Source organism: Streptomyces sp. NPDC104381 (assembly GCF_055583745.1).
Genome location: NZ_JBVJNK010000005.1, coordinates 205855 through 226496 on the forward strand (window position 1 = coordinate 205855; position 20642 = coordinate 226496).

20 protein-coding genes are annotated in these 20642 nt (G+C 71.6%); 7 read left to right on the forward strand and 13 right to left on the reverse strand.

The features are described 5' to 3' along the window. The first annotated feature begins 28 nt into the window (after positions 1–28). A complete protein-coding gene (locus ACZ607_RS18665; protein ID WP_469735825.1) occupies positions 29–958 on the forward strand; it encodes a LysR family transcriptional regulator in 930 nt (309 codons plus the stop codon). 65 nt (positions 959–1023) lie between these two features. Here ACZ607_RS18665 and ACZ607_RS18670 read toward each other — a convergent pair whose 3' ends face one another. After that, a complete protein-coding gene (locus ACZ607_RS18670; RefSeq protein ID WP_469735827.1) occupies positions 1024–1923 on the reverse strand; it encodes an aldo/keto reductase in 900 nt (299 codons plus the stop codon). A gap of 198 nt (positions 1924–2121) precedes the next feature. Here ACZ607_RS18670 and panD point away from each other — a divergent pair, with 198 nt between their 5' ends. Next, positions 2122–2547 (forward strand): aspartate 1-decarboxylase, encoded by a 426-nt coding sequence (gene panD / locus ACZ607_RS18675; RefSeq protein WP_469735829.1) that lies wholly within the window; start codon positions 2122–2124, stop codon positions 2545–2547. Positions 2548–2584: 37 nt separating this feature from the next. Continuing rightward, complete coding sequence (locus ACZ607_RS18680; protein ID WP_469735831.1) at positions 2585–2944, forward strand: GNAT family N-acetyltransferase; 360 nt, start codon at positions 2585–2587, stop codon at positions 2942–2944. Between the two features lie 356 nt (positions 2945–3300). Here the strand turns inward: ACZ607_RS18680 and ACZ607_RS18685 are convergent, their stop codons facing one another. The 4 genes from ACZ607_RS18685 to ACZ607_RS18700 all read right to left on the reverse strand — a co-directional run bounded on the left by ACZ607_RS18685 (position 3301) and on the right by ACZ607_RS18700 (position 7301). Beyond that, a complete protein-coding gene (locus ACZ607_RS18685) occupies positions 3301–4587 on the reverse strand; it encodes a type III PLP-dependent enzyme domain-containing protein (protein WP_469735833.1) in 1287 nt (428 codons plus the stop codon). Positions 4588–4708: 121 nt separating this feature from the next. Then, positions 4709–5506: a family 1 encapsulin nanocompartment shell protein gene (locus ACZ607_RS18690; RefSeq protein WP_469735835.1), complete on the reverse strand. Its 798-nt coding sequence runs from the start codon at positions 5504–5506 to the stop codon at positions 4709–4711. Continuing rightward, positions 5503–6579, reverse strand: a complete 1077-nt coding sequence (locus ACZ607_RS18695) for a Dyp-type peroxidase (RefSeq protein ID WP_469735837.1) — start codon at positions 6577–6579, stop codon at positions 5503–5505. Before ACZ607_RS18695 ends, ACZ607_RS18690 begins: the two co-directional genes overlap by 4 nt. Positions 6580–6701: 122 nt before the next feature. Continuing rightward, positions 6702–7301, reverse strand: coding sequence for a TetR/AcrR family transcriptional regulator (locus ACZ607_RS18700; RefSeq protein ID WP_469735839.1), 600 nt, complete (start codon positions 7299–7301; stop codon positions 6702–6704). A 186-nt stretch (positions 7302–7487) separates the two neighbouring features. Here ACZ607_RS18700 and ACZ607_RS18705 point away from each other — a divergent pair, with 186 nt between their 5' ends. Continuing rightward, a complete protein-coding gene (locus ACZ607_RS18705) occupies positions 7488–8555 on the forward strand; it encodes a hypothetical protein (protein ID WP_469735840.1) in 1068 nt (355 codons plus the stop codon). A 123-nt stretch (positions 8556–8678) separates the two neighbouring features. Here ACZ607_RS18705 and ACZ607_RS18710 read toward each other — a convergent pair whose 3' ends face one another. Then, on the reverse strand, positions 8679–9644 hold the full coding sequence (locus ACZ607_RS18710; protein WP_469735842.1) for an amidohydrolase family protein: 966 nt from the start codon (positions 9642–9644) through the stop codon (positions 8679–8681). A 23-nt stretch (positions 9645–9667) separates the two neighbouring features. Here ACZ607_RS18710 and ACZ607_RS18715 point away from each other — a divergent pair, with 23 nt between their 5' ends. After that, positions 9668–10489: a LysR substrate-binding domain-containing protein gene (locus ACZ607_RS18715; protein ID WP_469736616.1), complete on the forward strand. Its 822-nt coding sequence runs from the start codon at positions 9668–9670 to the stop codon at positions 10487–10489. Between the two features lie 66 nt (positions 10490–10555). Here ACZ607_RS18715 and ACZ607_RS18720 read toward each other — a convergent pair whose 3' ends face one another. Continuing rightward, positions 10556–11254: a hypothetical protein gene (locus ACZ607_RS18720; protein WP_469735844.1), complete on the reverse strand. Its 699-nt coding sequence runs from the start codon at positions 11252–11254 to the stop codon at positions 10556–10558. A 117-nt stretch (positions 11255–11371) separates the two neighbouring features. On the opposite strand from ACZ607_RS18720, the gene ACZ607_RS18725 reads away from it, so the two are divergent. Beyond that, positions 11372–12022 (forward strand): TetR/AcrR family transcriptional regulator, encoded by a 651-nt coding sequence (locus tag ACZ607_RS18725; RefSeq protein ID WP_469735846.1) that lies wholly within the window; start codon positions 11372–11374, stop codon positions 12020–12022. Between the two features lie 172 nt (positions 12023–12194). Here ACZ607_RS18725 and gndA read toward each other — a convergent pair whose 3' ends face one another. The 4 genes from gndA to ACZ607_RS18745 form a co-directional block, all read right to left on the reverse strand. Next, positions 12195–13652 (reverse strand): NADP-dependent phosphogluconate dehydrogenase, encoded by a 1458-nt coding sequence (gene gndA, locus ACZ607_RS18730; protein ID WP_469735848.1) that lies wholly within the window; start codon positions 13650–13652, stop codon positions 12195–12197. Positions 13653–13858: 206 nt separating this feature from the next. Then, on the reverse strand, positions 13859–14905 hold the full coding sequence (locus ACZ607_RS18735; RefSeq protein WP_469735850.1) for an aldo/keto reductase: 1047 nt from the start codon (positions 14903–14905) through the stop codon (positions 13859–13861). 52 nt (positions 14906–14957) lie between these two features. Then, positions 14958–16028, reverse strand: coding sequence for an LLM class flavin-dependent oxidoreductase (locus tag ACZ607_RS18740; protein WP_469735852.1), 1071 nt, complete (start codon positions 16026–16028; stop codon positions 14958–14960). A gap of 395 nt (positions 16029–16423) precedes the next feature. Then, positions 16424–18250, reverse strand: a complete 1827-nt coding sequence (locus ACZ607_RS18745) for an ABC transporter ATP-binding protein (RefSeq protein ID WP_469735854.1) — start codon at positions 18248–18250, stop codon at positions 16424–16426. An 806-nt stretch (positions 18251–19056) separates the two neighbouring features. On the opposite strand from ACZ607_RS18745, the gene ACZ607_RS18750 reads away from it, so the two are divergent. Beyond that, positions 19057–19731 carry an HAD family hydrolase gene (locus ACZ607_RS18750; protein ID WP_469735856.1) on the forward strand — a complete coding sequence of 225 codons (675 nt, stop codon included), beginning with the start codon at positions 19057–19059 and terminating at the stop codon, positions 19729–19731. A 101-nt stretch (positions 19732–19832) separates the two neighbouring features. On the opposite strand, the gene ACZ607_RS18755 is transcribed toward ACZ607_RS18750, so the two are convergent. Together ACZ607_RS18755 and ACZ607_RS18760 are read right to left on the reverse strand one after the other, a co-directional pair. Then, positions 19833–20024, reverse strand: coding sequence for a hypothetical protein (locus tag ACZ607_RS18755; RefSeq protein ID WP_469735859.1), 192 nt, complete (start codon positions 20022–20024; stop codon positions 19833–19835). 123 nt (positions 20025–20147) lie between these two features. Then, complete coding sequence (locus tag ACZ607_RS18760) at positions 20148–20609, reverse strand: DUF5709 domain-containing protein (protein ID WP_469735861.1); 462 nt, start codon at positions 20607–20609, stop codon at positions 20148–20150. Positions 20610–20642: the final 33 nt, after the last annotated feature.

Below are 20642 nucleotides of genomic sequence, written 5' to 3' on the forward strand. Positions count from 1 at the left end.
AATGGAACAGCAGGCGCGAGGGGCCCGTATGACGTCACCGGTGGGCTTCACACTGGTTCAGCTCCGATACTTCCTGGTCGCGGCCGAGCGCGGCTCGGTCACGGAGGCATCACTGGAACTGCACATCGCGCAGTCCGCGGTCTCGGCGGCCATCTTCAACCTGGAGCGCGACCTACGGGTGCAGCTCTTCATCCGGCGAAGGGGCAGAGGACTGACCCTGACTCCCGCGGGTGAGAGGGTCCAGCAGCAGGCACGGGAGCTGTTGGCCCGGGCCCGGGAGATCGAACGGGAGGCCCAGGGAGAGGGCGAGACCTTCTCCGGGCCGGTGACGATCGGCTGCTTCGTGACCCTGGCCCCGTACTACCTGCCGCCGCTGTTCAGCGAGTGCACCAGGCAGTATCCGGGCATCGAGATCGAGGTGGTGGAGGCGGAGACGGACCAGCTGGTCCAGGCCCTGGGTGCCGGGCGCATCGACTTCGCCCTCACCTATGACCTCGGCCTCGCCCCCGAGACCGACCTGTCCAGCGAGACCATCGCCCGCGCCCCCGCCTACGTCATCGTCCCGGCAGACCACCCCCTGGCCGGCCGGGACACGGTGGCGCTGGCCGAACTGTCGGCGGAACCCCTCGTCCTGCTCGACCTGCCGCACAGCCGGGACTACTTCCGCTCCCTGGTGGCCGCCACCGGCACCGCACCCGACGTGCGCTACCGCACCCGGAGCTACGAGACCGTGCGCTCCCTCGTCGCCCGCGGCCTCGGCTACTCCGTCCTGAACCAGCGGCCGGCCACCGGCCAGACCTACGGAGGCGGCGAGATCGCCGAACTGGAGCTACGCGACGACAGCCCGCCGCTGGAGGTCAAGCTGGCGTCCGTGAAGGGCATGAGGCATACCGCCCGCGCCAGAGCCGTCATGGAGTTGTTCCGGGAGATCGCCGCCGCTCACGACCCGCACGGATGACTCAGGGCGTGTCTCCCCGATCACGTGCGGCTGGGGCTTGCTCCATCAGGAGTGACGTGCCGGGTTCAGGATCCGGGGCGGCCGATCGAGTCGAGGAGCTGGAGTTCCTCCGCCGTGAGCCGGAGCGCGCCCGCCGCCACGTTGTCGACGAGGTGCTCCGGGTCGCCCGTTCCGGGGATGGCCAGCACATGGGCGCCCTGCTGCAGAATCCATGCCAGGCGGACCCGCGCGGGTGAGACGCCGTGCGCGTGGGCCACAGCTCGGACCTCGTCGTGCTCGGCCCGGACGGCTCCGGACTCGCGTCCCTGACCGGCGATGGAGAAGAAGGGCACGAAGGCGATGCCGTGCTCTGCGCATGCCCGGAGCATGTCACTTCCGCCGGATGCGTCGAGGCCGTAGCGGTTCTGGACGCAGACCACCGGTGCGATCTCCTGGGCCTGGGCCAGGTGTTCCGGTCGGGCGCTGGAGATGCCGAGGTTGCGGACGAGCCCGGCGTCGCGCAGTTCCGCAAGGGCGCCGAAATGCTCGCTGATGGAGTCCTGGCCCATGAGGCGCAGGTTGACCAGGTCGAGGTGGTCGCGGCCGAGCTGGCGCAGATTCTCCTCGACCTGGCCGCGCAGTTGGTCGGGCCGGGCCGAGGTGGCCCACTCGCCGCCGGCGTCCCTGGCCGGGCCGACCTTGGTGGCGATGACGAGGTCGTCCGGATAGGGCGCCAGCGCCGAGTTGATCAGCTCATTGGCGGAGCGCAGCCGGGAGAAGTAGAACGCCGCGGTGTCGATGTGGTTGACGCCGAGCTCGACCGCGCGGCGCAGCGTGTCGAGCGCCTGGCTGCGGATTCTGGGGGTGCCCTGGTGGAAAGCGGCGCTGCCGGTCAGGCGCATGGCGCCGAAGCCGATCCGGTTGACCTCGCGGTCACCGAGCATCCACGTGCCGGCGGCTGCCGCAGAGACCGGTTGGGACGTCATCTGTTCCATCAGCTCCATCTGATCGGCCTTTGCCCTTCGACGGTTCAAGGCGCGGCGGTCCTGGATTATGCGCAGGCGGCAGGTGCGGCGGGAAGACGCGGAGGACAGCTGCCCGCGCACGCGAATCGTTGTAGAGTATGGAAACAGCACTTGACCTGCAAAAACGCAGGCAGGAAGCCAAAATCCAGGAGTTCCTCGATGATGCGCACCATGTTCAAGTCGAAGATCCACCGAGCCACCGTGACCCAGGCCGACCTGCACTATGTCGGCTCCGTGACGATCGACGCCGATCTGATGGACGCCGCTGACCTGCTGCCCGGCGAGCTCGTGCACATCGTGGACATCGACAACGGGGCCCGCCTGGAGACCTACGTCATCGAGGGCGAACGCGGTTCCGGCGTCATCGGGATCAACGGCGCCGCCGCTCACCTGGTGCACCCCGGTGACCTGGTCATTCTCATCAGCTACGCCCAGGTAGACGACGCCGAGGCGCGGGCCCTCGTGCCGAGTGTCGTGCACGTGGACGCGGCCAACCGCATCGTGGCCCTGGGGGCCGACGCCTCGGCGCCCGTGCCGGGCTCGCGTACCGAGCGCAGTCCGCAGGCCGTTCCCGCGCGGGGCTGATCCGCCCGGAAGTTTCGCCGTACGAGGGAGTCCCGCCATGACAGAGGAGCACACCGCAGTGGAGATCAGGGACGACCGGGAGCACGGCGAACTGGTGGCCCACGACGAGGGCGGCTCGGTCGCCGGGACCATCGCGTACTTCGTGATGGATCCCGCGCCCGGCGCCCTCGTCGGGGTGCACACCGTCGTCCGGCCGGAGCACGAGGGCAAGGGCATCGCCGGCGCCCTCGCGCGTGAGTTCTACGCGATGGCGGCCCGCCAGGGGGTTCCCGTCGTCCCGCTCTGCCCGTACCTCGCCGCCTGGGCCGAGCGCCACCCCGATCAGGCGCCGAAGGCCCCCGAGGAGCTGGTGCGGGAAGCCGAGCGGCAGCTCGGCTCGCATCCCGAGCTGTCCTGAGGCCGTCTGAGGCCGCCGGGGTCGCCAGGGCCTCCGGGCCAGGAGTCACCGTGTGTACGTATGGACTCGGCAGGCGAGGGAAGCCGCACGGGGAGACGGTGGAGAGAGATCCACTCGTCCCGTCCGTCGCACCAGGAGGACCGAGATGACACACCCCAGTCCCGACCCCGTACCCGTGCCGACGCCCCCGCCCGTACCGGGACCGCCGACACCGGTGCCCTCCCCGCCGCCCGTGCCGCCGGGCCCTGTGCCTCCCGGTCCCGCGCCCGACCCGATCCCGCAGCCGCCGAACCCCAACCCCGAACCGGTGCCCGAGCCGGAGCCCTCGCCGCAGCCGACCGGCTGACGCCGGGTTCCTACGGCCGGCCGTGCAGTCCCGTCAGGGCGTCGGCGTGGCGCAGTCCGCTCTCCGCCGCCACCGAGTCCAGTGACTGCGCCTCGCGCACCGGGGCGAAGCGCAGGCCGCCGGTTTCCCCCGCGAAGCCGTACACGGCCGGCCGGGGCAGGCTGTTGTAGGCCCAGGGGGTGGAGAAGTAGTACGCCCCCGTGTCGTACAGGACGACGAAGTCGCCCTCCCGCAGCTCGGGCAGCTCCCGGGCATGGGCCACGACGTCCCCCGCGAAGCAGCACGGCCCCGCGATGTCCTGGACCATCGGCGGTCCGCCGCGGGGGCGGCCCTCGCCGTCGAACGCACCGATCCGGAGCGGCCAGGCGTCGGGCATGAAGACGGTACGGGTGGCGATCTGGGCCCCCGCGTGGGTGAGCGCGATGCGGCGGCCGCCCGCGTCCTTCGTGTACTCGACCCGCGCCCCGATGAAGCCGTTCTTGGCGAGCAGGGACCTGCCGAACTCGGTGACCAGGTCGTAGCGCCCGTCGAAGAGGCCCGGCGCCGCCGCGCGGAGCGCCGCCACGTACTCCGCGAAGGCGGGGCGGGTCTCGTCGTCGTCGAAGTTGACCGGCAGCCCGCCGCCGATGTCGATCCCGGTGACCCGCCGTGTGCCCAGCACCGCGTTGATCTCCTCGGCCAGCCGGTACGTCTCGGCGATGCCCGAGGCGATGAGTTCCAGCGAGCACCCCTGGGAGCCGACGTGGGCGTGCAGCCGGGTCAGCCAGGGACGCTCCACGAAGGTCCGCACGACCCGGTCGCGGGCGCCGGGGTCGCGCAGGGCCACACCGAACTTCGAAGTGGCCGTCGCCGTGCTCATGGCGTCGATCGAACCGCTTCCCACCTGCGGGTTCACCCTCAGCCCCAGCACGGAGGCCGAGCCGGGCGAGCGGAGTCCCTCGATACGGCGGATCTCGCCGAAGCTGTCCGCGTTCACGGCGATACCGAGCGCCAGGGCCAGCCGGAGTTCGTCCCGGGTCTTGGCGGGGGAGTCCAGGACGATCCGCGCCGGGGCGAAGCCCGCCTCGACCGCGAGCCTCAGCTCTCCCGGGCCCGCCACCTCGCACCCCATGCCGCAGTCGGCCAGCAGCCGCAGGACCGGGACCAGCGACGCGGCCTTCGCGGCGAAGGTGTGCAGCACCCGAACGCCCGGCTCGGCTGCGAACGCCTCCCGCAGCGCTTCTGCGCTCTCGCGGATCCCGTCAGCGTCCAGGAACCCGGCGAGGGGGCGCTCCTCACCCAGCAGGCCGTCCGCCACGGCGAGGCGCAGCGCCTCGGCGAATCTGGCGGTACGCGGTGGGCGGAGGCCGGGAGCGTCCGGGGCGCCCGGGGGCGGTGTGGGGTGGGTGTCGTCGATGGGAGCCTCGCAGGTCGGTGCTTCAGGCGATGAGCGGGACCACGGCCTCCGGTGTCAGCATCCGGAAGGTGAACGCCTGGTGGAAGTAGAGCCTGATGCTGGTCGCGTCGTGGTCCAGATAGCCGATGGACAGGTCCTGGCCCAGGCACAGCTCGAAGTCGCCGCCACGGGTGGACAGCAGGAGCCCTCCGGCGACGGCGGGCGCCCACAGGATGGGCTCGTCGAGCTGCCGTGCCAGATGGGTGGCCACCGGATAGCCGTGGTCGGAGGTCTCGGTGGCCTCGGTGAACGCGTCCGCGCCCAGCAGCAGCCGGTAGGGCCCGTCGACCCCCGCGAGGCGCAGCCGGGTCAGCGCCTGGCTCACCGCCGTCGGATAGTCCCGCGCGTCCGCCGGCAGCGGCAGCGGGGCGTGCGAGGAACCGTCCCGCAGACCCGTGATGCCGGCCGCCGCGTACCCGTCGATGACCGCCATGTCCTCGGCGAACGCACAGGTGCGGGCCGCGTCCTTGACCGGCTGCCAGTCGCTGTCCTCGGAGCCGCGTTCCACGTCGTCGACGGCCGCCCTGGTCACCGTGAACGGCACCCGCCACTCGATGACCGGCCTCGCCGTCCGGGCCCGGGCGATCACATCGGGGGTGGGCGGGTCGATGTCGCGCAGATGCCCGTCGCCGATCGCCGACAGCTCCGGTCCCTGCGGGTCGCTGACGTCCACGACCCGGCGGCCCGCCACGTGCCGGCTGAAGGTGCGTCTGGCCTCCTCCTCGATCTGCTCCCAGGCGGAGTCGGTGACGGGGGCGAGTTCGCGGTGCAGGTTGTTCATCGCGGGCCGCTTTCTTGCAGGCTGCCGATACGCAGCGAACCGTCGCGGACCACCGGTGCAGGTGCGGCCGTGGAGCGCTGCTCCGTGGGCTGCGGCTCCGGGACGGCTGTGGTCCCGGCGGGGGAGGGCGGCGGCGGAGGGGCGTCGAGGAAGTCGGCGCTGGGGGCGTGGAAGAGCGTGCCGGTGATCGCGGTGGAGAAGTCGAGAATGCGGTCGTGGGTGCCGGGCGGGTTCCCCAGGAACATGTTGCGGAGCATCTCTTCGGTGACCGTGGGATCGGCCGCGTAGCCGATGAAGTACGTCCCGAACTCGCCCTGTTCGAAGCTGCCGAAGGGCATGTTGGCGCGCAGGATGTCGCGTTCGGTGCCGTCGTCGCCGGTGACGGTGTTCAGGGCGATGTGGGAGTCGGCCGGCTTGACGTCGTCGGCGAGCTCCATGTCCGTGAACTTGGTACGTCCGATGACCCGTTCCTGCTCCTCGGTGCTCAGCCTGTTCCAGCCCGCCAGATCGTGCAGGTACTTCTGCACGACGACGTAACTGCCGCCCTCGAAGGCCGGGTCCTCCGGTCCGACGATGGCCGCCGCCCTGGCGTCGTCGCCCACCGGGTTCTCCGTGCCGTCGACGAAACCGAGCAGGTCGCGGTGGTCGAAGTAGCGGAATCCATGGACCTCGTCGACCACCTTCACCGCACCGCCGAGCCGTCCGAGGAGCTGGGACGCCCACTCGTAGCAGACGTCCATCCGTTCGGCGCGTACATGGAACAGCAGGTCGCCCGGAGTGGCCGGGGCGTGGTGGACGGGGCCCCGCAGTTCCTGGAACGGGTGGAGGAGAGCCGGCCGCGGACCCGCGAACAGCCGGTCCCAGGCCTCGGAGCCGAAGCCCGTCACACAGGCGAGACCGGCGCTCGGCACCCGGAAGCCGATCGACCGCGCGAACGCCGCCAGATCGGGCAGCACCTCACGTACGGCCGGTTCGCCGCCCGGCTCGATCGTCGCGACCAGCACCACCGCGGCACTGGTCAGCGGTGCCACGACGGGCTGGACCACAACGGGATCCGGTACGGCCTCGGACATGCGCGCACTCCGTGGACGGTGGACAGGGCTCCCTGCCACTAATCCACACCACGCCCCCTGCCGCACCCGGGCCCGGCCCGGCCGGGCGACGCACGGCCAGGAATCAGACGCTCGGCCAGGAATCAGCCGGAGGCGGGCCCGTGCGGGCCCCGGCCACGGACCAGGGGCAGGAAGACCTCGTCGACGATCTCGACGAGGACGGTGTCGGGCACGGCCGGGACGCCGAGCATCACGTACTCGTTGCGCAGCAGCGCCATGGGCGTGTAGGCGACCCGGGGGTGCAGCGCCTCGGGGGCGGCCTCCCCGCGCCCCACCGCACGGCCGAGCACGGTCAGCCAGGCCGCCTCGTGCGCGCTCTCGGCGGCCGGGTCGCGCAGCTCGGCCAGCAGCTCCGGAGCGCTGCCGGCCGCCGCGATCAGGCCGCGCAGGATCTCCCCGTACGGCGATGACCAGGTGCTGTTCGCGCGCCGCAGCATCTCCAGGGTGTCGCCGCGCAGCGAGCCGGTGTCCGGAAGCGCGGTCCCCGCCGCGGCCAGCCGGCGGTACGCCGCCACCCCGAGCGCGACGCGGTTGGGCCACCGCCGGTACAGCGCGTTCTTGTTCGTCCCGGCCCGCCGGGCCACCTCGTCCATCGTCAGGGCCGGTACGCCGGACTCCTTCAGCACCTCGGCGGCCGCTCGCAGGATGGCCTCCTCCAGTTCGGCCCCGCGACGCCGCGTCACCGGGGTCCGTGGCGTTTCCCGCGCTTGCGCCACCGGCTGTCCTCTCTCGCTCCACCGGAATGGATCCACGGCACGCATCGTACGTTCCGGTATCCCGTCGCATCCCACTCCGGGGCCAGTACAGGGTACGGTTCGTACCGCATACGGTACGACGCGTACCGTAAAAGTGTGAGGAGAGCACCCGTCATGCGTACCTTCGGCATCACGTACGACACCGGCTTCACCACAGCGGGAACCCCGGGACCCACGGGAACCCCGGGAAGCACCACCCGAGAATCCTTCGACCCCGGCGTCGTCCGCCGCGAGATGCGGATCATCCGCGACGAGCTGGGCTGCGACGCGGTGCGCGTCACCGGCGGCGACCGCGACCGGCTGGAGACGGCCGCGCGTCACGCGGCCGACGCCGGACTGGAGGTGTGGTATTCGCCGTTCACCAACGGACTCACCACCGGAGAACTCCTCGACTTCCTCACCGACGGCGCCGAACGCGCCGAACGGCTGCGACGTGAGGGTGCCGAGGTCGTCTTCCTCACCGGCTCGGAGATCTCCCTCTTCACCGTCGGCCTGCTCCCCGGCGACACGTTCGAGGAACGCGCCGCCGTCCTCACCGACCCGCAGCGGCTGCGGGCCGCGCTGCCCGGGCTCCCCGCCCAGGTCAACGCCTTCCTCGGCACGGCGGTCGCCGCGGTGCGAGCCCGGTTCGGCGGCCGGGTCGGGTACGCCTCACTGCCCTTCGAGGGCGTCGACTGGACGCCGTTCGACCTGGTCGCCACCGACGCCGGCTACCGCGACGCGCAGACCGCCGACCGGCTCGCCGACGGCCTGCGGGCACTGACCGCACACGGGAAGCCGGCCGCCGTCACCGAATTCGGCTGCACCACCTACCGGGGGGCCGCCGACGTCGGTGGCCGGGGGGACGCCGTCGTCGCGTGGGACGAGCGCGCCCGTCCGGTGCGGCTCACCGCCCCCGTCGAGCGGGACGAACAGGAGCAGGCCGACTACCTGCGCGAACTCATCGACACCTTCGAGGAGTCCGCCGTCGACGCGGCCTTCGTGAACACCTTCGCCCGCTACGACCTCCCGCACGCGCCCGCCGACGACGACCGCGACTTCGACAAGGCGTCCTTCGGCGTGGTCAAGGTCCTCGACGGCGGCCGCACCGGCACCGCGTACCCGGGCCTGCCGTGGGAGCCCAAAGCCGCCTTCCGCACGCTCGCGGCGTACGGCCGGAGCCGGGCAGGCGTCAAGCGGTGACCTTGTCGTGAGTACCTGCGGCGAGGGGGATGCGGTACCTGCGCCCCCGCGGCCGGAACGCTGTGAGGGCCACGACCGACGTGCGGGTGTCGTCGCCCGTCCAGTCCGCGCCGCCGGCCTCCCTCACAGGCGCAGGAGGCGTTCGGCGTTGCGGTGGGCGATGTCGTGCCGGGCGTCCTCGGGAAGGCCGGAGTCGGCAAGAAAGGCACGGGCGCCGGCATGGCCGACGAAGGGGTGGTCGACCGAGTACATCATGCGCTCCGTGCCGAGAAGATCGGTACAGAAGCGCAGGTGAGGGGCGGTGAACATGCCGCTGGGCGTGTAGTAGACGTTCTGGCGGACGTACTCGCCGATGGTGCGGTCGAGGCCGGTGGCCTTGCGCGGCAGGGCTTCGTCGAGACGATCGACGTACCAGGGGACCGCCTCGCCCCAGTGCCCGAGGATGAACTGCAACTCGGGATAGCGGTCGAACACGCCACTGAGCACCAGATGGACGAAGTGGATGCCGGATTCGTTGTGCCAGCCCCAGCCCGCGGTCGCGAACCGGGTGGCGACGACCTCGTCCAGGCCGGCTTCGTAGCTGTCGGCAGCCGTGACGCGGGTCGGCGGGGCGGGGTGGAGATAGATGGGCACGCGGAGTTCGGCGGCGGTGCGCAGGATCGGGTCGAATCGCTCCGCGGAGAGGAACTCGTCGTCGGTGCGGCCGTGGATGAGGGCGCCGACGAAGCCCAGTTCCTCCACCGCGCGCCGGAGTTCGCCCGGTGCGTGTCCGGCGGCGGTGGTGGGCAGGGAGGCGAAGGCGGCGAAGCGGTCGGGGTGGCGCCTGCAGGCAGCCGCGAGGCGGTCGTTGACGTCGCGGACCAGCTCCGGTGCCACAGCGGCAGGCAGGTACTGGGTGGTGAGGTTGGACAGCACCTGCATATCGATGCCGTCGGCGTCCATGGCGGCGAGCCGGCCCACGTCCAGGTCCTCCAGAACCTCGGCCGACGGGCTGTAGGGCAGGCCGCTCGCCGGAGCGTAGGACGCGCCGAAACCGGGGCTCACCGTGGCCGTCCGGGCGGCGGAGGCCTTGGCCACCGCGGCGTGCATCGTGTGTTCTCCGGGCCTCTGCCCTGCTGCACGTCACCCAGTCCACCCTCAGCGCTCAGGTGCAGGCTCTGGAGCGTGAGGTGGGCGGACGCCTGTTCACCCGGACAAGCCGACGCGTCGAGCTGACCGAGGCCGGTGAGCTGCTGCTTCCCGAGGCCCGCCGTGCCCTGGCGCAGGCCGGCCGCGCCCTGGAGGTCGCTCGGCAGTCCGTGCGAGGTGAGACGGGGGCGGTGCGGATCGGCTTCTCCGGCGTCGCCGTCCTGCAAGGCGTCCTCTCGGACGACCTGAGCGCCTTCGCCCAGGCGCACCCCCGGGTCGGACTCACTCTGACCGAGCTTCCGCCCGCGGCCCAGATCCAGGGGGTGCGCGACGGCGCACTCGACATCGGCTACTGCCCCGACCTCGGTCTCGGTGACATCGGCGGCCTGCGCGTCACCCCTCGCGCGCCGACTCCGCTGTCCGTCGCCGTGCGTTCCGACCACGAGCTGGCATCCGCCGCCGCGGTGACCACCGCCGAGCTGACCGCCCACGACCTCATCGTCTTCGCGAGCCACGAGGAGGACGAGACCGTTCTCTCCCGGCTCTGGCCCGACTTCGAGGAGGATCGCTCCAGGGTCCGTCTGGTCGGCAGCACCCTCGGAGTCCTCGCTCTCGCCTCTGCCGGTGCGGGGGTGGCTCTCGTCCCCACCGCGACTGAGCGCATCGCCCTTCCGGGCCTTGCCTACCGCCCCTTGCACGGATCGCCTTCGGGGCCGGACCTTCTGGTCCTCGGCCGGCACCACGAGACATCGGGAGCGGTTCTCGCCTACCTCGCTGCCGTCCCGAGGGACCAGGGCGGAACCTAGTGTGGGGGCGGTGCTTCGGTGGCCGACGAAGTCCGTCGGCCCCGCAGCCCCGCAGCCCCTCAGCCCTCAGACGCGAGCCGCTGCGGCGGCGAGGATCCAGTTGCGGAACTCGACGGCGTAGTGCCGGAGGTGGTGCTCCAGCACTTCCTCCGGGCAGGAGGCGGGCACATGGACCGTGAGGCTCGCGGTGAAGCCGTCGGCGGTGTCACCGAACTGGGTCAGCGCCCGCCCGACGACCGTGCCGTCGGCGAGGAACAGGTTCGAGGACATCTTGTGCGGGAACTCGGCCTCCGGGAGGAGCTCCTCCGCCTCCGTGGCCCAGGCCATCGCGTCCGTACCCCAGCCGCTCATGAAGAAGGAGCAGACATAGGGGCCGATGTTCTCCACCACGTGGAACGATCCGTCGGCCTCGGGGGCCATGACGTAGTGCTCGGGGTGCCCCGCGAGGAGTTCGTTCTCGTCGGCTGCGAATGCCTTGTCCATCCAGGCCAGGAACTCGCCCGACGTCAGCCCCCGCGTCGTCAGCACCGTCGTGCCGCCCGTGAAGCCGCCGTCGGAGGCGCGCGCGCTCTCCCGCAGGAAGGCGTTGCCCTCTGCGATGTCCGCTGCCAGGAGGTCCAGCAGGCCCTGGCGTCCCAGCCGCGTCCTGAAGCGGTGCAGGACACGGCGCGCGTAGAACAGCTCGAAGTCGTCGATGCTCCCGGGGCCGGCCGGCCCCGAGGTGAGGGTGACGGCGACGGGCGGCGAAGTCTGGCAGTCGGTCATTCTCGAACCTCCATATAATGCGAATGTGAATTCATGTTCGCATTATTGAGACTACCCAGTGCGGCGCATCGTCTGTCAAGGGCTTCCGTCCTGGCCGCCGCCGATACGATGCGGGGCATGACCGATGAGCCGACCCCCCGCTCGCACTACCGGCAACCCCGGCAGGCGCGCAGCGCCGAGACGCTGGCTCGCGTGCTGGAGGCCGCCGAGGAGATCGCCTCCTCGGCGGGCCTGGAGGAAATGACGATCACCGGTGTCGCGAAACGCGCCGGCGTTGCCGTCGGCTCGATCTACCGCCGCTTCGAGGGCAAGGACCAACTCGTCGCCGCCCTGACCGAGCGGATGCTGGAACGGCGTGAGGAGTACGTCGCCGAGCGGTTGAGTGCGGCCGAGCCGTCACTCTCCGGAGTTGTCGATGCCTACGCGTACGCGTTGCTCCAGTCGTTCGCCGACACCAACAACCTCTTCCCCGAGCTCTTGCGGGTGCGCGGGATCAGTGCGCTGGACCGCGGGGCACACACCATCCTCAAGATCCACCGGCTTCTGCTCGAAGCCGCGTCCCCTTACGCCCACGAGATCCGGCGCTCCCACCCTGAAGCGGCGCTGGACACCGTGGCCCGCGCGATCCTGGGCGCCTGCTTCCACAACTCTCTGCGGCCCGACCCGGTCACCGGTGAGGCGGCCCGGAGCCGGTACGCGGAGGAGCTCGGCGACATGGCGATCGCCTATCTCCTCACTCCCGACCGCTGCGGTGCCGCCCACGCCTGAGCGGCGTGCCGACGCCGGCCGGTTCTGCGCCCGGGCCGGGATGCGTCGGCCCGATCCGGGCCGCGGTGAGCACATCATCCACACCGGGGGCGACCGGGCGTCGCACCCGCGGCTTCCCGTCAGGACGGCACCGCCACCGGTACGACGTCCGGCTTTCGTCGGGGGCAGCCGGTCAGCTCTCGATCTCGGTCCTGTCGCCGCCCCAGAGGGTGTGGAACGTGCCCTCGCGGTCGGTGCGGTGGTAGGTGTGTGCGCCGAAGTAGTCGCGCTGGCCCTGGGTGAGGGCGGCGGGGAGACGTTCGGCGCGCAGCGAGTCGTAGTAGGCGAGCGTGGCGGCGAAGGCCGGGGTGGGGACGCCCTGGGTGACGGCGGTGGCGATCACGGAGCGCCAGTCGTCCTGGGCGGCGGCGATCTCCTCCGCGAAGCTCTTGTCGGCGAGGAGGCTCGGCATGTGGGGCTGGGCCTCGTAGGCGCTGGTGATCCGGTCGAGGAACGCGGCCCGGATGATGCATCCGCCGCGCCAGATCGCGGCGACCTTGCCCAGGTCGATGTTCCAGTCGTACTGCTCGCTGCCGGCCGCGATCTCGTGGAAGCCCTGGGTGTAGGCGACGATCTTCGAGGCGTACAGCGCCTGTTCGACCTGGTCGGCGAAGGCCGCCGCCTCGTCCGCGCCGAGTGCCCGGGCGGTCGGACCGGCCAGGTGGCGTGAGGCGTCACGGAGGTCGGAGTGGCCGGAGACGGAGCGCGCGAAGACGGCCTCGGCGATACCGGAGACGGGGACGCCCAGGTCGAGGGCGATCTGCACGGTCCAGCGGCCGGTCCCCTTCTGCTCCGCCTGGTCGAGCACGACGTCCACGAACGGCTTCCCGGTCGCCTCGTCGACGTGCGAGAGCACCTCGGCGGTGATCTCGATGAGGTAGGAGTCCAGGCGCCCGGTGTTCCACGTGCGGAAGACGTCCGCGATCTGAGCGGGGGAGTAGCCGGCCACGTCGCGCAGCAGCTGGTACGCCTCTCCGATGAGCTGCATGTCGGCGTACTCGATGCCGTTGTGCACCATCTTCACGAAGTGCCCCGCGCCGTCCGGCCCGATGTGGGTGCAGCAGGGCGCTCCGTCGTCGGCCTTGGCGGCGATGCTCTCCAGGAGAGGCCCCAGCGAGGTGTAGGACTCCGCCGATCCGCCGGGCATCATGCTCGGCCCGTTCAGCGCCCCCTCCTCGCCCCCGGAGATCCCGGTGCCGACGAAGTGGATGCCCCGCTCCCGCATGGCCTTCTCGCGGCGGCGGGTGTCCTCGAAGTGCGCGTTGCCGCCGTCGATGAGGACGTCGCCGTCCTCCAGGAGCGCGGCGAACTCCTCGATGACGGCGTCCGTCGCCTCACCGGCCTTGACCATGATGACGATACGGCGAGGCTTCTCCAGGGAGGCGACGAACTCCTCGCTGGTCTCGGCGGGGACGAAGTCGCCCTCCTCGCCGTACGTGTCGACGAGCGCCCGGGTGCGGGCCGCGGTGCGGTTGTGGACGGCGACGGTGTGGCCGTGACGGGCGAAGTTACGGGCGAGATTGCTGCCCATGACGGCGAGTCCGGTGACGCCGATCTGTGCGGTGGGTCCGGACGAGGGGGTGGTGGGCATGGCGGTGTTCCACTCCTGTTGCGATCGACGAGCTCTTGCACCGGGTGCCCGTGCCGGGGACGGACGGGCGGCGCCCGGGCCGGTATCCGTACGCAGCCCGGTCATGTTCGCATGCCCGGCCCGGGTGAGCCCGATGCGCGCGGGGAGTGGGCAGGGGCGTGTCACACCGCCGCGCCGTGCGGTCCGGCACGCCCCCGAAGGCCTGGTCAGCGGCCGGAAGTCCCGCGGCGACGCGTGGACGCGTCGGTCAGGGACGGGGGCCGGTAGCCCTCGTCGGCCGGGCTGATCGTGACTCCCGGGGCCACGATCTCGTCGATCCGGTCCAGCACGTCCCGTGACAGACGTACGTCCGCGGCACCGAGCTGGCTCGCCAGGTGCTCCTGCGTACGCGGGCCGATGATCACGGTCGAGACGGCCGGGTGCTCCAGGACGAACGCCAGCGCCAGATGGATCAGGGACAGGCCCGCCTGGTCCGCGAGTTCCCCGAACTGCTCCGCCGCCTCGCGCTTACGCCGGTTGGCTTCCAGCGCGGGGTCGTGGCGGTGCGGCTGACGTGCCAGACGGCTGGACTCGGCGTGCGCCGGGTCCCCCGTGCGGTACCGGCCGGACAGCCAGCCGCCGGCCAGCGGACTCCAGGGCAGCACGCCGAGTCCGTACCGCTCGGCGACGGGCAGTACGGCGCGCTCCGCCGCCCGGGCCAGCAGGGAGTACGGGGGCTGCTCGGTGACGGGGCGTTGCAGACGGAGGCGCTCGGCGGCCCACTGTCCCTCGACGAGCTGGTGGGGCTCGAAGGTGGTCGTGCCGAAGTAGCGGATCTTCCCCTGGTGCACGAGGTCGTCGAGGGCGCCGAGCGTCTCCTCGAAGTCGGTGGTGGGGTCGGGCCGGTGGACCTGGTACAGGTCGATGTGGTCGGTGCCCAGGCGCCGCAGGCTGTTCTCGACGGCCTGGAGGATCCAGCGGCGCGAGTTGCCCTGGTGGTGAGGGTTGTCGTCCACCTGGCCGTGGAACTTGGTCGCCAGGAACACGTCGTCGCGGCGGCCGTCGGCCAGGGCCCTGCCGACGATCTCCTCGTTCTCGCCCCGCGAGTAGACGTCCGCGGTGTCGATGACGTTGATACCCGAGTCCAGGGCCTGATGGATGATCTTGACGGCGTCGTCGTGGTCGCGGTTGGCCCAGGCGCCGAAGTTCATGGCGCCGAGGGTCAGCGGACTGACCTTCACACCCGTACGGCCGAGGGTCCGGTAGGTCGTCATGGTGGTGCTCCCTTTCAGGGCGGGATCGGTGGGACGGGGCGGGCGCGGGCCGTCAGGCGGACGGTTCGCGCAGCAGGGGGAGCAGCTGGTCGCCGACGCGGGCGATCTCCTGCTTGTACGGGGTGTCGGAGAGGACGAAGTGGGTGATGCCGAGCTTGCGGTAGTTCTCCAGGGCCGCGGCGACATCGGTGGGGGAGCCGACCAGCCAGGTGGTCGCCGCTCCGCCGGCCCCGAGGGTGCCCGGAGTGGTGTAGAGGCAGGTGTCGAGCACCTCGCCCCGCGCCGCCAGGGCGAAGAGCCGTCGTTGTCCGACCGCCGTCCGGCCGTTGGCCGTCCAGGCGGCCCCGTCGGCGGTCGCCATCGCGGCGACCTTCTCCTCCGCCGCCCGCCAGGCCTCCTCGGTGGTGTCGCGCACCAGCGTGGTGATCCGCAGTCCGAATTCCAGCGGCTCGTGCCGGCGGTCCACCCGCTCGCTCAGCGCCTTGAGCCGGTCGATGCGTTCGGCCACCCCGTCGAGAGGCTCGCCCCAGAAGAGCTGGACGTCCGCCTCGGCCGCCGCCACCTGTTCGGCGGCCGGCGAGGCGCCGCCGAAGTAGAGCGTGGGATGCGCCCTCCCCGCGGTCGCGTACGGGCGTGGGGCGACCGTGGAGCCGGTGACCCGGAAGTACTCCCCGTCGAAGGTGACGGACTCCTCGGTCCACAGGCGCCGCAGGAGATGTAGGAACTCCTGTGTGCGGGCGTACCTTCGGGCCGGATCGACGTTCGTGTCGCCGTACGCGTCCAGGTTGTCCAGCCCGCTCACGATGTTGAACAGGACCCGCCCGCGGCTGAGCTGGTCGAGGGTGGCGGCGGCGCTCGCGAGGTGGGCCGGCTGCCAGTAGCCGGGGCGGACGGCGATCAGGGGCTCGAACGTCGTGGTGCGCGCGGCCAGCGCCGTGGCCACGGTGAAGGTGTCGGGACGACCCCAGCCGGTACCGAGGAGAGCGCCGCTCCAGCCGTGCGCCTCCGCCGCACGGGCGAGGTCGGTCGAGTACTCGACGGACCCCCAGCCGGTGGTGGTGTCGTCGCCCCGGTGGCCCGGCTCGACGGTGTTGGGGATGTACCAGAGGAACTTCGGACTCATCGTCTCTTCCGATCGCTGGCAGGCCCGCGCGCCGGAGCTGGGCAGGCCGGGACGAGGGTGGGAAGGGCGTCGGCCGGTGCGGGCCGGACGGCAACCCGCCGTGCCCGTACGGCACATGAGGCCGTGGCAGGATCAGGTGCGGGTGTACGGAAGCAGCGGGGCGAGGGGTGGAGTGAAGATCAACACCCGGCGCTCGACGCGCGGAGGAGACGGGGACAGCGCTCGCTGGGAAGGGGCTGGACCTCGTACATGCGATCGAGTCTCAAGCTGATCGTCCGGAATGTCAATGATCCGGAGCGTCGCTGGGACGCCTCCCGCCTGGCACGGGGCACCGGAAGGCTCCGTACGGCCATGGCGTGGCCACCCGGCACGATGCGCGCCGGGTGGCCTCACCGTCACCGCTCGGACGCGGCGGCGGGCGCGCCGTTGGCGGTGTCGACGAGGAAGCCGCCGGACTGGTGGTGCCAGAGCTTGGCGTAGGCCCCGTCGGTGCGCAGGAGCTCCTGGTGCGTGCCCTGTTCCACGATGCGGCCGTGGTCGAGCACGATGAGGTGGTCCATGGCCGCGACCGTGCTCAGCCGGTGCGCGACGACCAGCGCGGTGCGGCCCTCCATCAGCTGCCACAGGGCCTGTTGGACGAGGGTCTCGCTCTCCGAGTCCAGCGCGCTGGTCGCCTCGTCCAGCAGCAGGATCGGCGCGTCGCGCAGGATCGCCCTGGCCAGGGCCACCCGCTGGCGCTGCCCGCCGGAGAGCTTGACGCCCCGTTCCCCGACCATCGTGTCGAAGCCCGCCGGGAGCAGGTCGGCGAACTCGGTGACGTGCGCCGCGTCCGCGGCGGCCCGCACCTCGGCGTCGGTGGCGTCAGGGCGGGCGAACTGGATGTTCTCCCGCAAGGTGCGGTGGAACATGGCCGGTTCCTGCGGGACGTACGCGATGAGGCTCCGCAGGTCGGACTGGCGCAGCCTGCTGATGTCCTGCCCCCCGATCAGGATGCGCCCGGAGCGGACGTCGGCCATCCGCAGCAGCAGCCGGGTCAGGGTGGTCTTGCCGCCGCCGGACCGTCCGACGAGACCGATCCTCGCCCCGCTCGGCACGTCCAGTTCGAGGCCGTCGAAGATCGGGTCGCCCCCGTCGTGGGCGAAGGTGACGTTCTCGAAGCGGACGTCGGCGGAGCCCGGGGCCAGCGGCTCGGGCGTCGCCGGGTCGAGCACCGTGGGGGAGGCGAGGAGCAGTTCGGTGAACTGCGCGGCCTCCGTCATCGAGCTCTCCAGGCGCCGGTAGATCTGGTTGAACTCGAACATGATGCGGGTCGACCCGGTGTAGTACGTGAAGGCGACAACGATCGCCTCCACGCTGCCGCCACCGGCGCCGATGCTCACGGCGAGGAGCAGCCCCAGCGCGTTGGTGAGCACGGACAGCGGGGCGACCAGGGTGTCGATCCGGAGGTTGCCGTAGTCCCACGAGCGCAGCGTCAGCCGCCGGGACTCCGCGACCCGCGACCGGTGTTCGGCGGCCTCACGCTCCTCGGCCCCGAAGGCCCGCACGGTGTCCATGTTCATCAGGGCGTCGGAGACATGGCCCGAGACCCGGGCGATCGCCTCCTCGCGCCGGTTGACCAGCTTCTGGCGGCGGCGGATGAGGGGCGCCGCGCAGACGGCGGTCAGCGTGATCATCGTCAGCAGGCCGGCCACCAGCAGGGGGTCGTAGCTCCAGAGGATCACCGTGCCGAACAGCAGCGGGGCGAGACTTCCGACGACGTTGAAGGTGAGGGTATCGACGAACTCCTCGAAGCGGGAGGCGAAACTCAGCACCCGCTTGGTCAGCGACCCCGCGAAGTTGTCCTGGAAGAACGAGGCGTCCTTGGCGAAGAGTTCGTCCATGCCGGTGACGTAGAGGTGCTCGATGCCACGCGCGTCGACGCGGTTGAGGCAGTGCAGCCCCGCCCGCCACATGGCTTCCGCCAGGAGCAGCACCCCCGCGAACACTCCGACGTACGGGAGCGCCTCACGGATGCCCAGGGCACCGTCCTCGGCGATCCGGCCGACCAGCTTGGCCACGACCAGGGGTGCGACGTAGGTGATACCGATGTTGCCCAGGGCCGGGAGTGCGAGCGCGGGGACGGAGAGCGCACGCTGGCGGGTCAGCTCCCGAAGATAGTGGCGGAGGGCGAGCCTGACCGGGCCTCTGCCCGCTCCGGTGCCGTGAGACTGCTGCGATCCCATGCCGACCTCATGTCGTTGCGCGGGCAGTTGCGCCGGGTCCGCCGTGGTGCGAGGACTCCGCCCCGAAGGGCGCAGCGCCGTACGGCGCGACGGGTGCCGACGCGCGTCCATGGCAGGAGATCCGGGAGGAAGGAGTCTTCCGCGCCCCGGTGCTCGGCGTCCAAGCGTTTTCGGGGCGACGGACGGCACAACGACGGGTTTCGGCCGGTCCGCGATCCCCGACGGCACCGGTGTACGGGCACTCCTCCACCTGGAGGCGTGGCACCCGCCGTGAGGTCGCGCGGCAGGCATGCGTGGGATTGGCTGATCCCCATGCCGAGCGAACAGAGCAGCGAGGGCGGCACCGGACCGCGCGGAGGTGAGCGCGCGGGACCTGACCCGGACGTGCGGCGCCGGACACGCCCACGAAGGTCGGCAAGGCGTCCTGGGGAGCGGTGCTGCGCCGGACGCTCCAGGAGTTCAAGCGGGACGAGCTCACCGACCGGGCGGCGGCACTGACCTACTACGGAATCCTCGCCCTGTTCCCGGCGGCCGTGTCGCCGACCCCCAGTGCGGTATGGAGCCGTCGCGCGAGGCCGCCCGAGAGGACGACGATCAGCGCACTGACACACAGGCGAGCACCATCAGCGCCAGGGTCAGACCGACCCGGACCGGGAGCACCTTCCGGGGGGACACCGGCCCCTCCGACCCCCGCTCCCGCTGACCGGCCCGAGTCCCCCCGCACTGCGTGTCTGTCTGCCGGGCCTTACGATCGGAAACTCGCGCCGAGCGCGCGTCCGGAGGCCCGGTCCACCAGGAGGAGTGTCATGGTTCGCGCAGCTCTGTTCGACGTGGATGGAACGCTCGTGGACACCAACTACCTCCATGTCACCGCCTGGTGGGAGGCCTTCCGACAGGCCGGCCACACGGTTCCCATGACCGCCGTGCACCGGGCCATCGGCCTGGGCTCCGCCGATCTGATCGAGCACCTGCTCGGAGCCGGACGGGACGCCGGGCAGGACGACCGGATCAGCGGCACGCACTCAGCGCTGTACGCGACGTACTTCGAGCGGCTGATCGCGGTCGACGGAGCCGCTGACCTGCTGCGGGCCCTGGCGGCACGAGGATGGAAGGTGGTGCTCGCCACCTCCGCGTCCGGTCCGGAGCTCGAGGCGCTGCGGCGCGTCCTGGACGCCGACGACGTCATCACCGGCACGGCGAGCGCGGACGACGTGGACGAGGGGAAGCCGGCCCCCGCGCCGATCCTGCATGCGATGGAACTGGCCGGTGGGACGAGCGGCGAGACGGTGTACGTGGGTGACTCGGTCTGGGACATGAAAGCCGCGACCGCTGCGTCCGTGACCGCTGTGGCGCTCCTGTCGGGCGGGATCGCCCGCGAGGACCTGGTGGAGGCCGGGGCGACCGAGGTCTACCGTAATCCGGCCGATCTTCTCGCACGTCTGGACAGCAGCGCCTTCTCCCGGCTCGACAGCGACGGCTGACATGCACGGATGACGCGCCGTCGGCGCGATGCGTCGGCTCAGGGACGCGATGTGTCGGCTCAGGGACGCGACGCGTCAGCTCAGGGATGCGATGTGTCGGCTCAAGGATGGTCGGGGCGTTGATCCGGCGGCGTCGCCCCGCCCCGCCCACCGCCCTTGCGGCCCTTGTCCGTCCCGTGGGCCCGCCCGCCGGGACCGTGACCGGCCTGTCGTGCCTTCATCGCGGCGCTGTCCTCCGGGGTGGAACCACCCCTGTCGCTCCTGCGCTGTTCGGGCTGCTGCGGATTCGACATGTCGACTCCCTGAATAGTGCCGGTGGCGGGCCTGCCGCGCTCCCTCTTCCCCCATTCTCCTCCCGTCCGCGGACAGCCGCCCGGCCGGAAGCCGGGTGACCCGGCCGGGCCCGGGGACGCGCGCTATCCGAAGAAGTCCTGCTCCTCGGGGATCAGGTGCATCGCCGCCTCCTCGGCGGACGCCGCCGCGCCGTCGATCCCGACGTCCTGCGCGGTGAGCGTGGACGGCACATGACCGTCGCCCTGCTGGGTGAGCCTGCCCGCGCGGTCCGTCCCCACCTCGTCGTCGTAGAGCTCCCCGTCGCCGTCCGCCAGGTCTCCCGGGCCGTCCGGGGTGGGATCGGCGTCCTCGGGAATCTCCCGGTTCAGGCGGCTGTCGAGGGATTCGCCCGTGTGCTGCTCGGAGGCCGTGGTGCCCTTGTCGTCGACCGCCCAGGGCCGCTCCGGCGGGGAGTAGCCCTCGTCCAGGACGTCGTCGATCGCGGACGTGTCCAGGGTGTCCTCGAGGTCCAGCAGGTCATCGGGGTCGGAGGCCTCCGGCTCCTGCGGCTGATAGACGTCGTCCCCCCGGTCGCTGTCGGTCATGGCGTGTCCCTTCCTCCGGGTCCCCCTGTAGGC

Coding starts and splice junctions, on each gene's coding strand:
- ACZ607_RS18725 (WP_469735846.1), top strand. CDS start 11,372: ATGACCGATGAGCCGACCCCCCGCTCGCACTACCGGCAACCCCGGCAG.
- ACZ607_RS18705 (WP_469735840.1), top strand. CDS start 7,488: ATGCGTACCTTCGGCATCACGTACGACACCGGCTTCACCACAGCGGGA.
- ACZ607_RS18710 (WP_469735842.1), bottom strand. CDS start 9,644: ATGCACGCCGCGGTGGCCAAGGCCTCCGCCGCCCGGACGGCCACGGTG.
- ACZ607_RS18680 (WP_469735831.1), top strand. CDS start 2,585: ATGACAGAGGAGCACACCGCAGTGGAGATCAGGGACGACCGGGAGCAC.
- ACZ607_RS18720 (WP_469735844.1), bottom strand. CDS start 11,254: ATGACCGACTGCCAGACTTCGCCGCCCGTCGCCGTCACCCTCACCTCG.
- gndA (WP_469735848.1), bottom strand. CDS start 13,652: ATGCCCACCACCCCCTCGTCCGGACCCACCGCACAGATCGGCGTCACC.
- ACZ607_RS18690 (WP_469735835.1), bottom strand. CDS start 5,506: ATGAACAACCTGCACCGCGAACTCGCCCCCGTCACCGACTCCGCCTGG.
- ACZ607_RS18755 (WP_469735859.1), bottom strand. CDS start 20,024: ATGTCGAATCCGCAGCAGCCCGAACAGCGCAGGAGCGACAGGGGTGGT.
- ACZ607_RS18760 (WP_469735861.1), bottom strand. CDS start 20,609: ATGACCGACAGCGACCGGGGGGACGACGTCTATCAGCCGCAGGAGCCG.
- ACZ607_RS18750 (WP_469735856.1), top strand. CDS start 19,057: ATGGTTCGCGCAGCTCTGTTCGACGTGGATGGAACGCTCGTGGACACC.
- panD (WP_469735829.1), top strand. CDS start 2,122: ATGATGCGCACCATGTTCAAGTCGAAGATCCACCGAGCCACCGTGACC.
- ACZ607_RS18665 (WP_469735825.1), top strand. CDS start 29: ATGACGTCACCGGTGGGCTTCACACTGGTTCAGCTCCGATACTTCCTG.
- ACZ607_RS18740 (WP_469735852.1), bottom strand. CDS start 16,028: ATGAGTCCGAAGTTCCTCTGGTACATCCCCAACACCGTCGAGCCGGGC.
- ACZ607_RS18745 (WP_469735854.1), bottom strand. CDS start 18,250: ATGGGATCGCAGCAGTCTCACGGCACCGGAGCGGGCAGAGGCCCGGTC.
- ACZ607_RS18695 (WP_469735837.1), bottom strand. CDS start 6,579: ATGTCCGAGGCCGTACCGGATCCCGTTGTGGTCCAGCCCGTCGTGGCA.
- ACZ607_RS18735 (WP_469735850.1), bottom strand. CDS start 14,905: ATGACGACCTACCGGACCCTCGGCCGTACGGGTGTGAAGGTCAGTCCG.
- ACZ607_RS18670 (WP_469735827.1), bottom strand. CDS start 1,923: ATGACGTCCCAACCGGTCTCTGCGGCAGCCGCCGGCACGTGGATGCTC.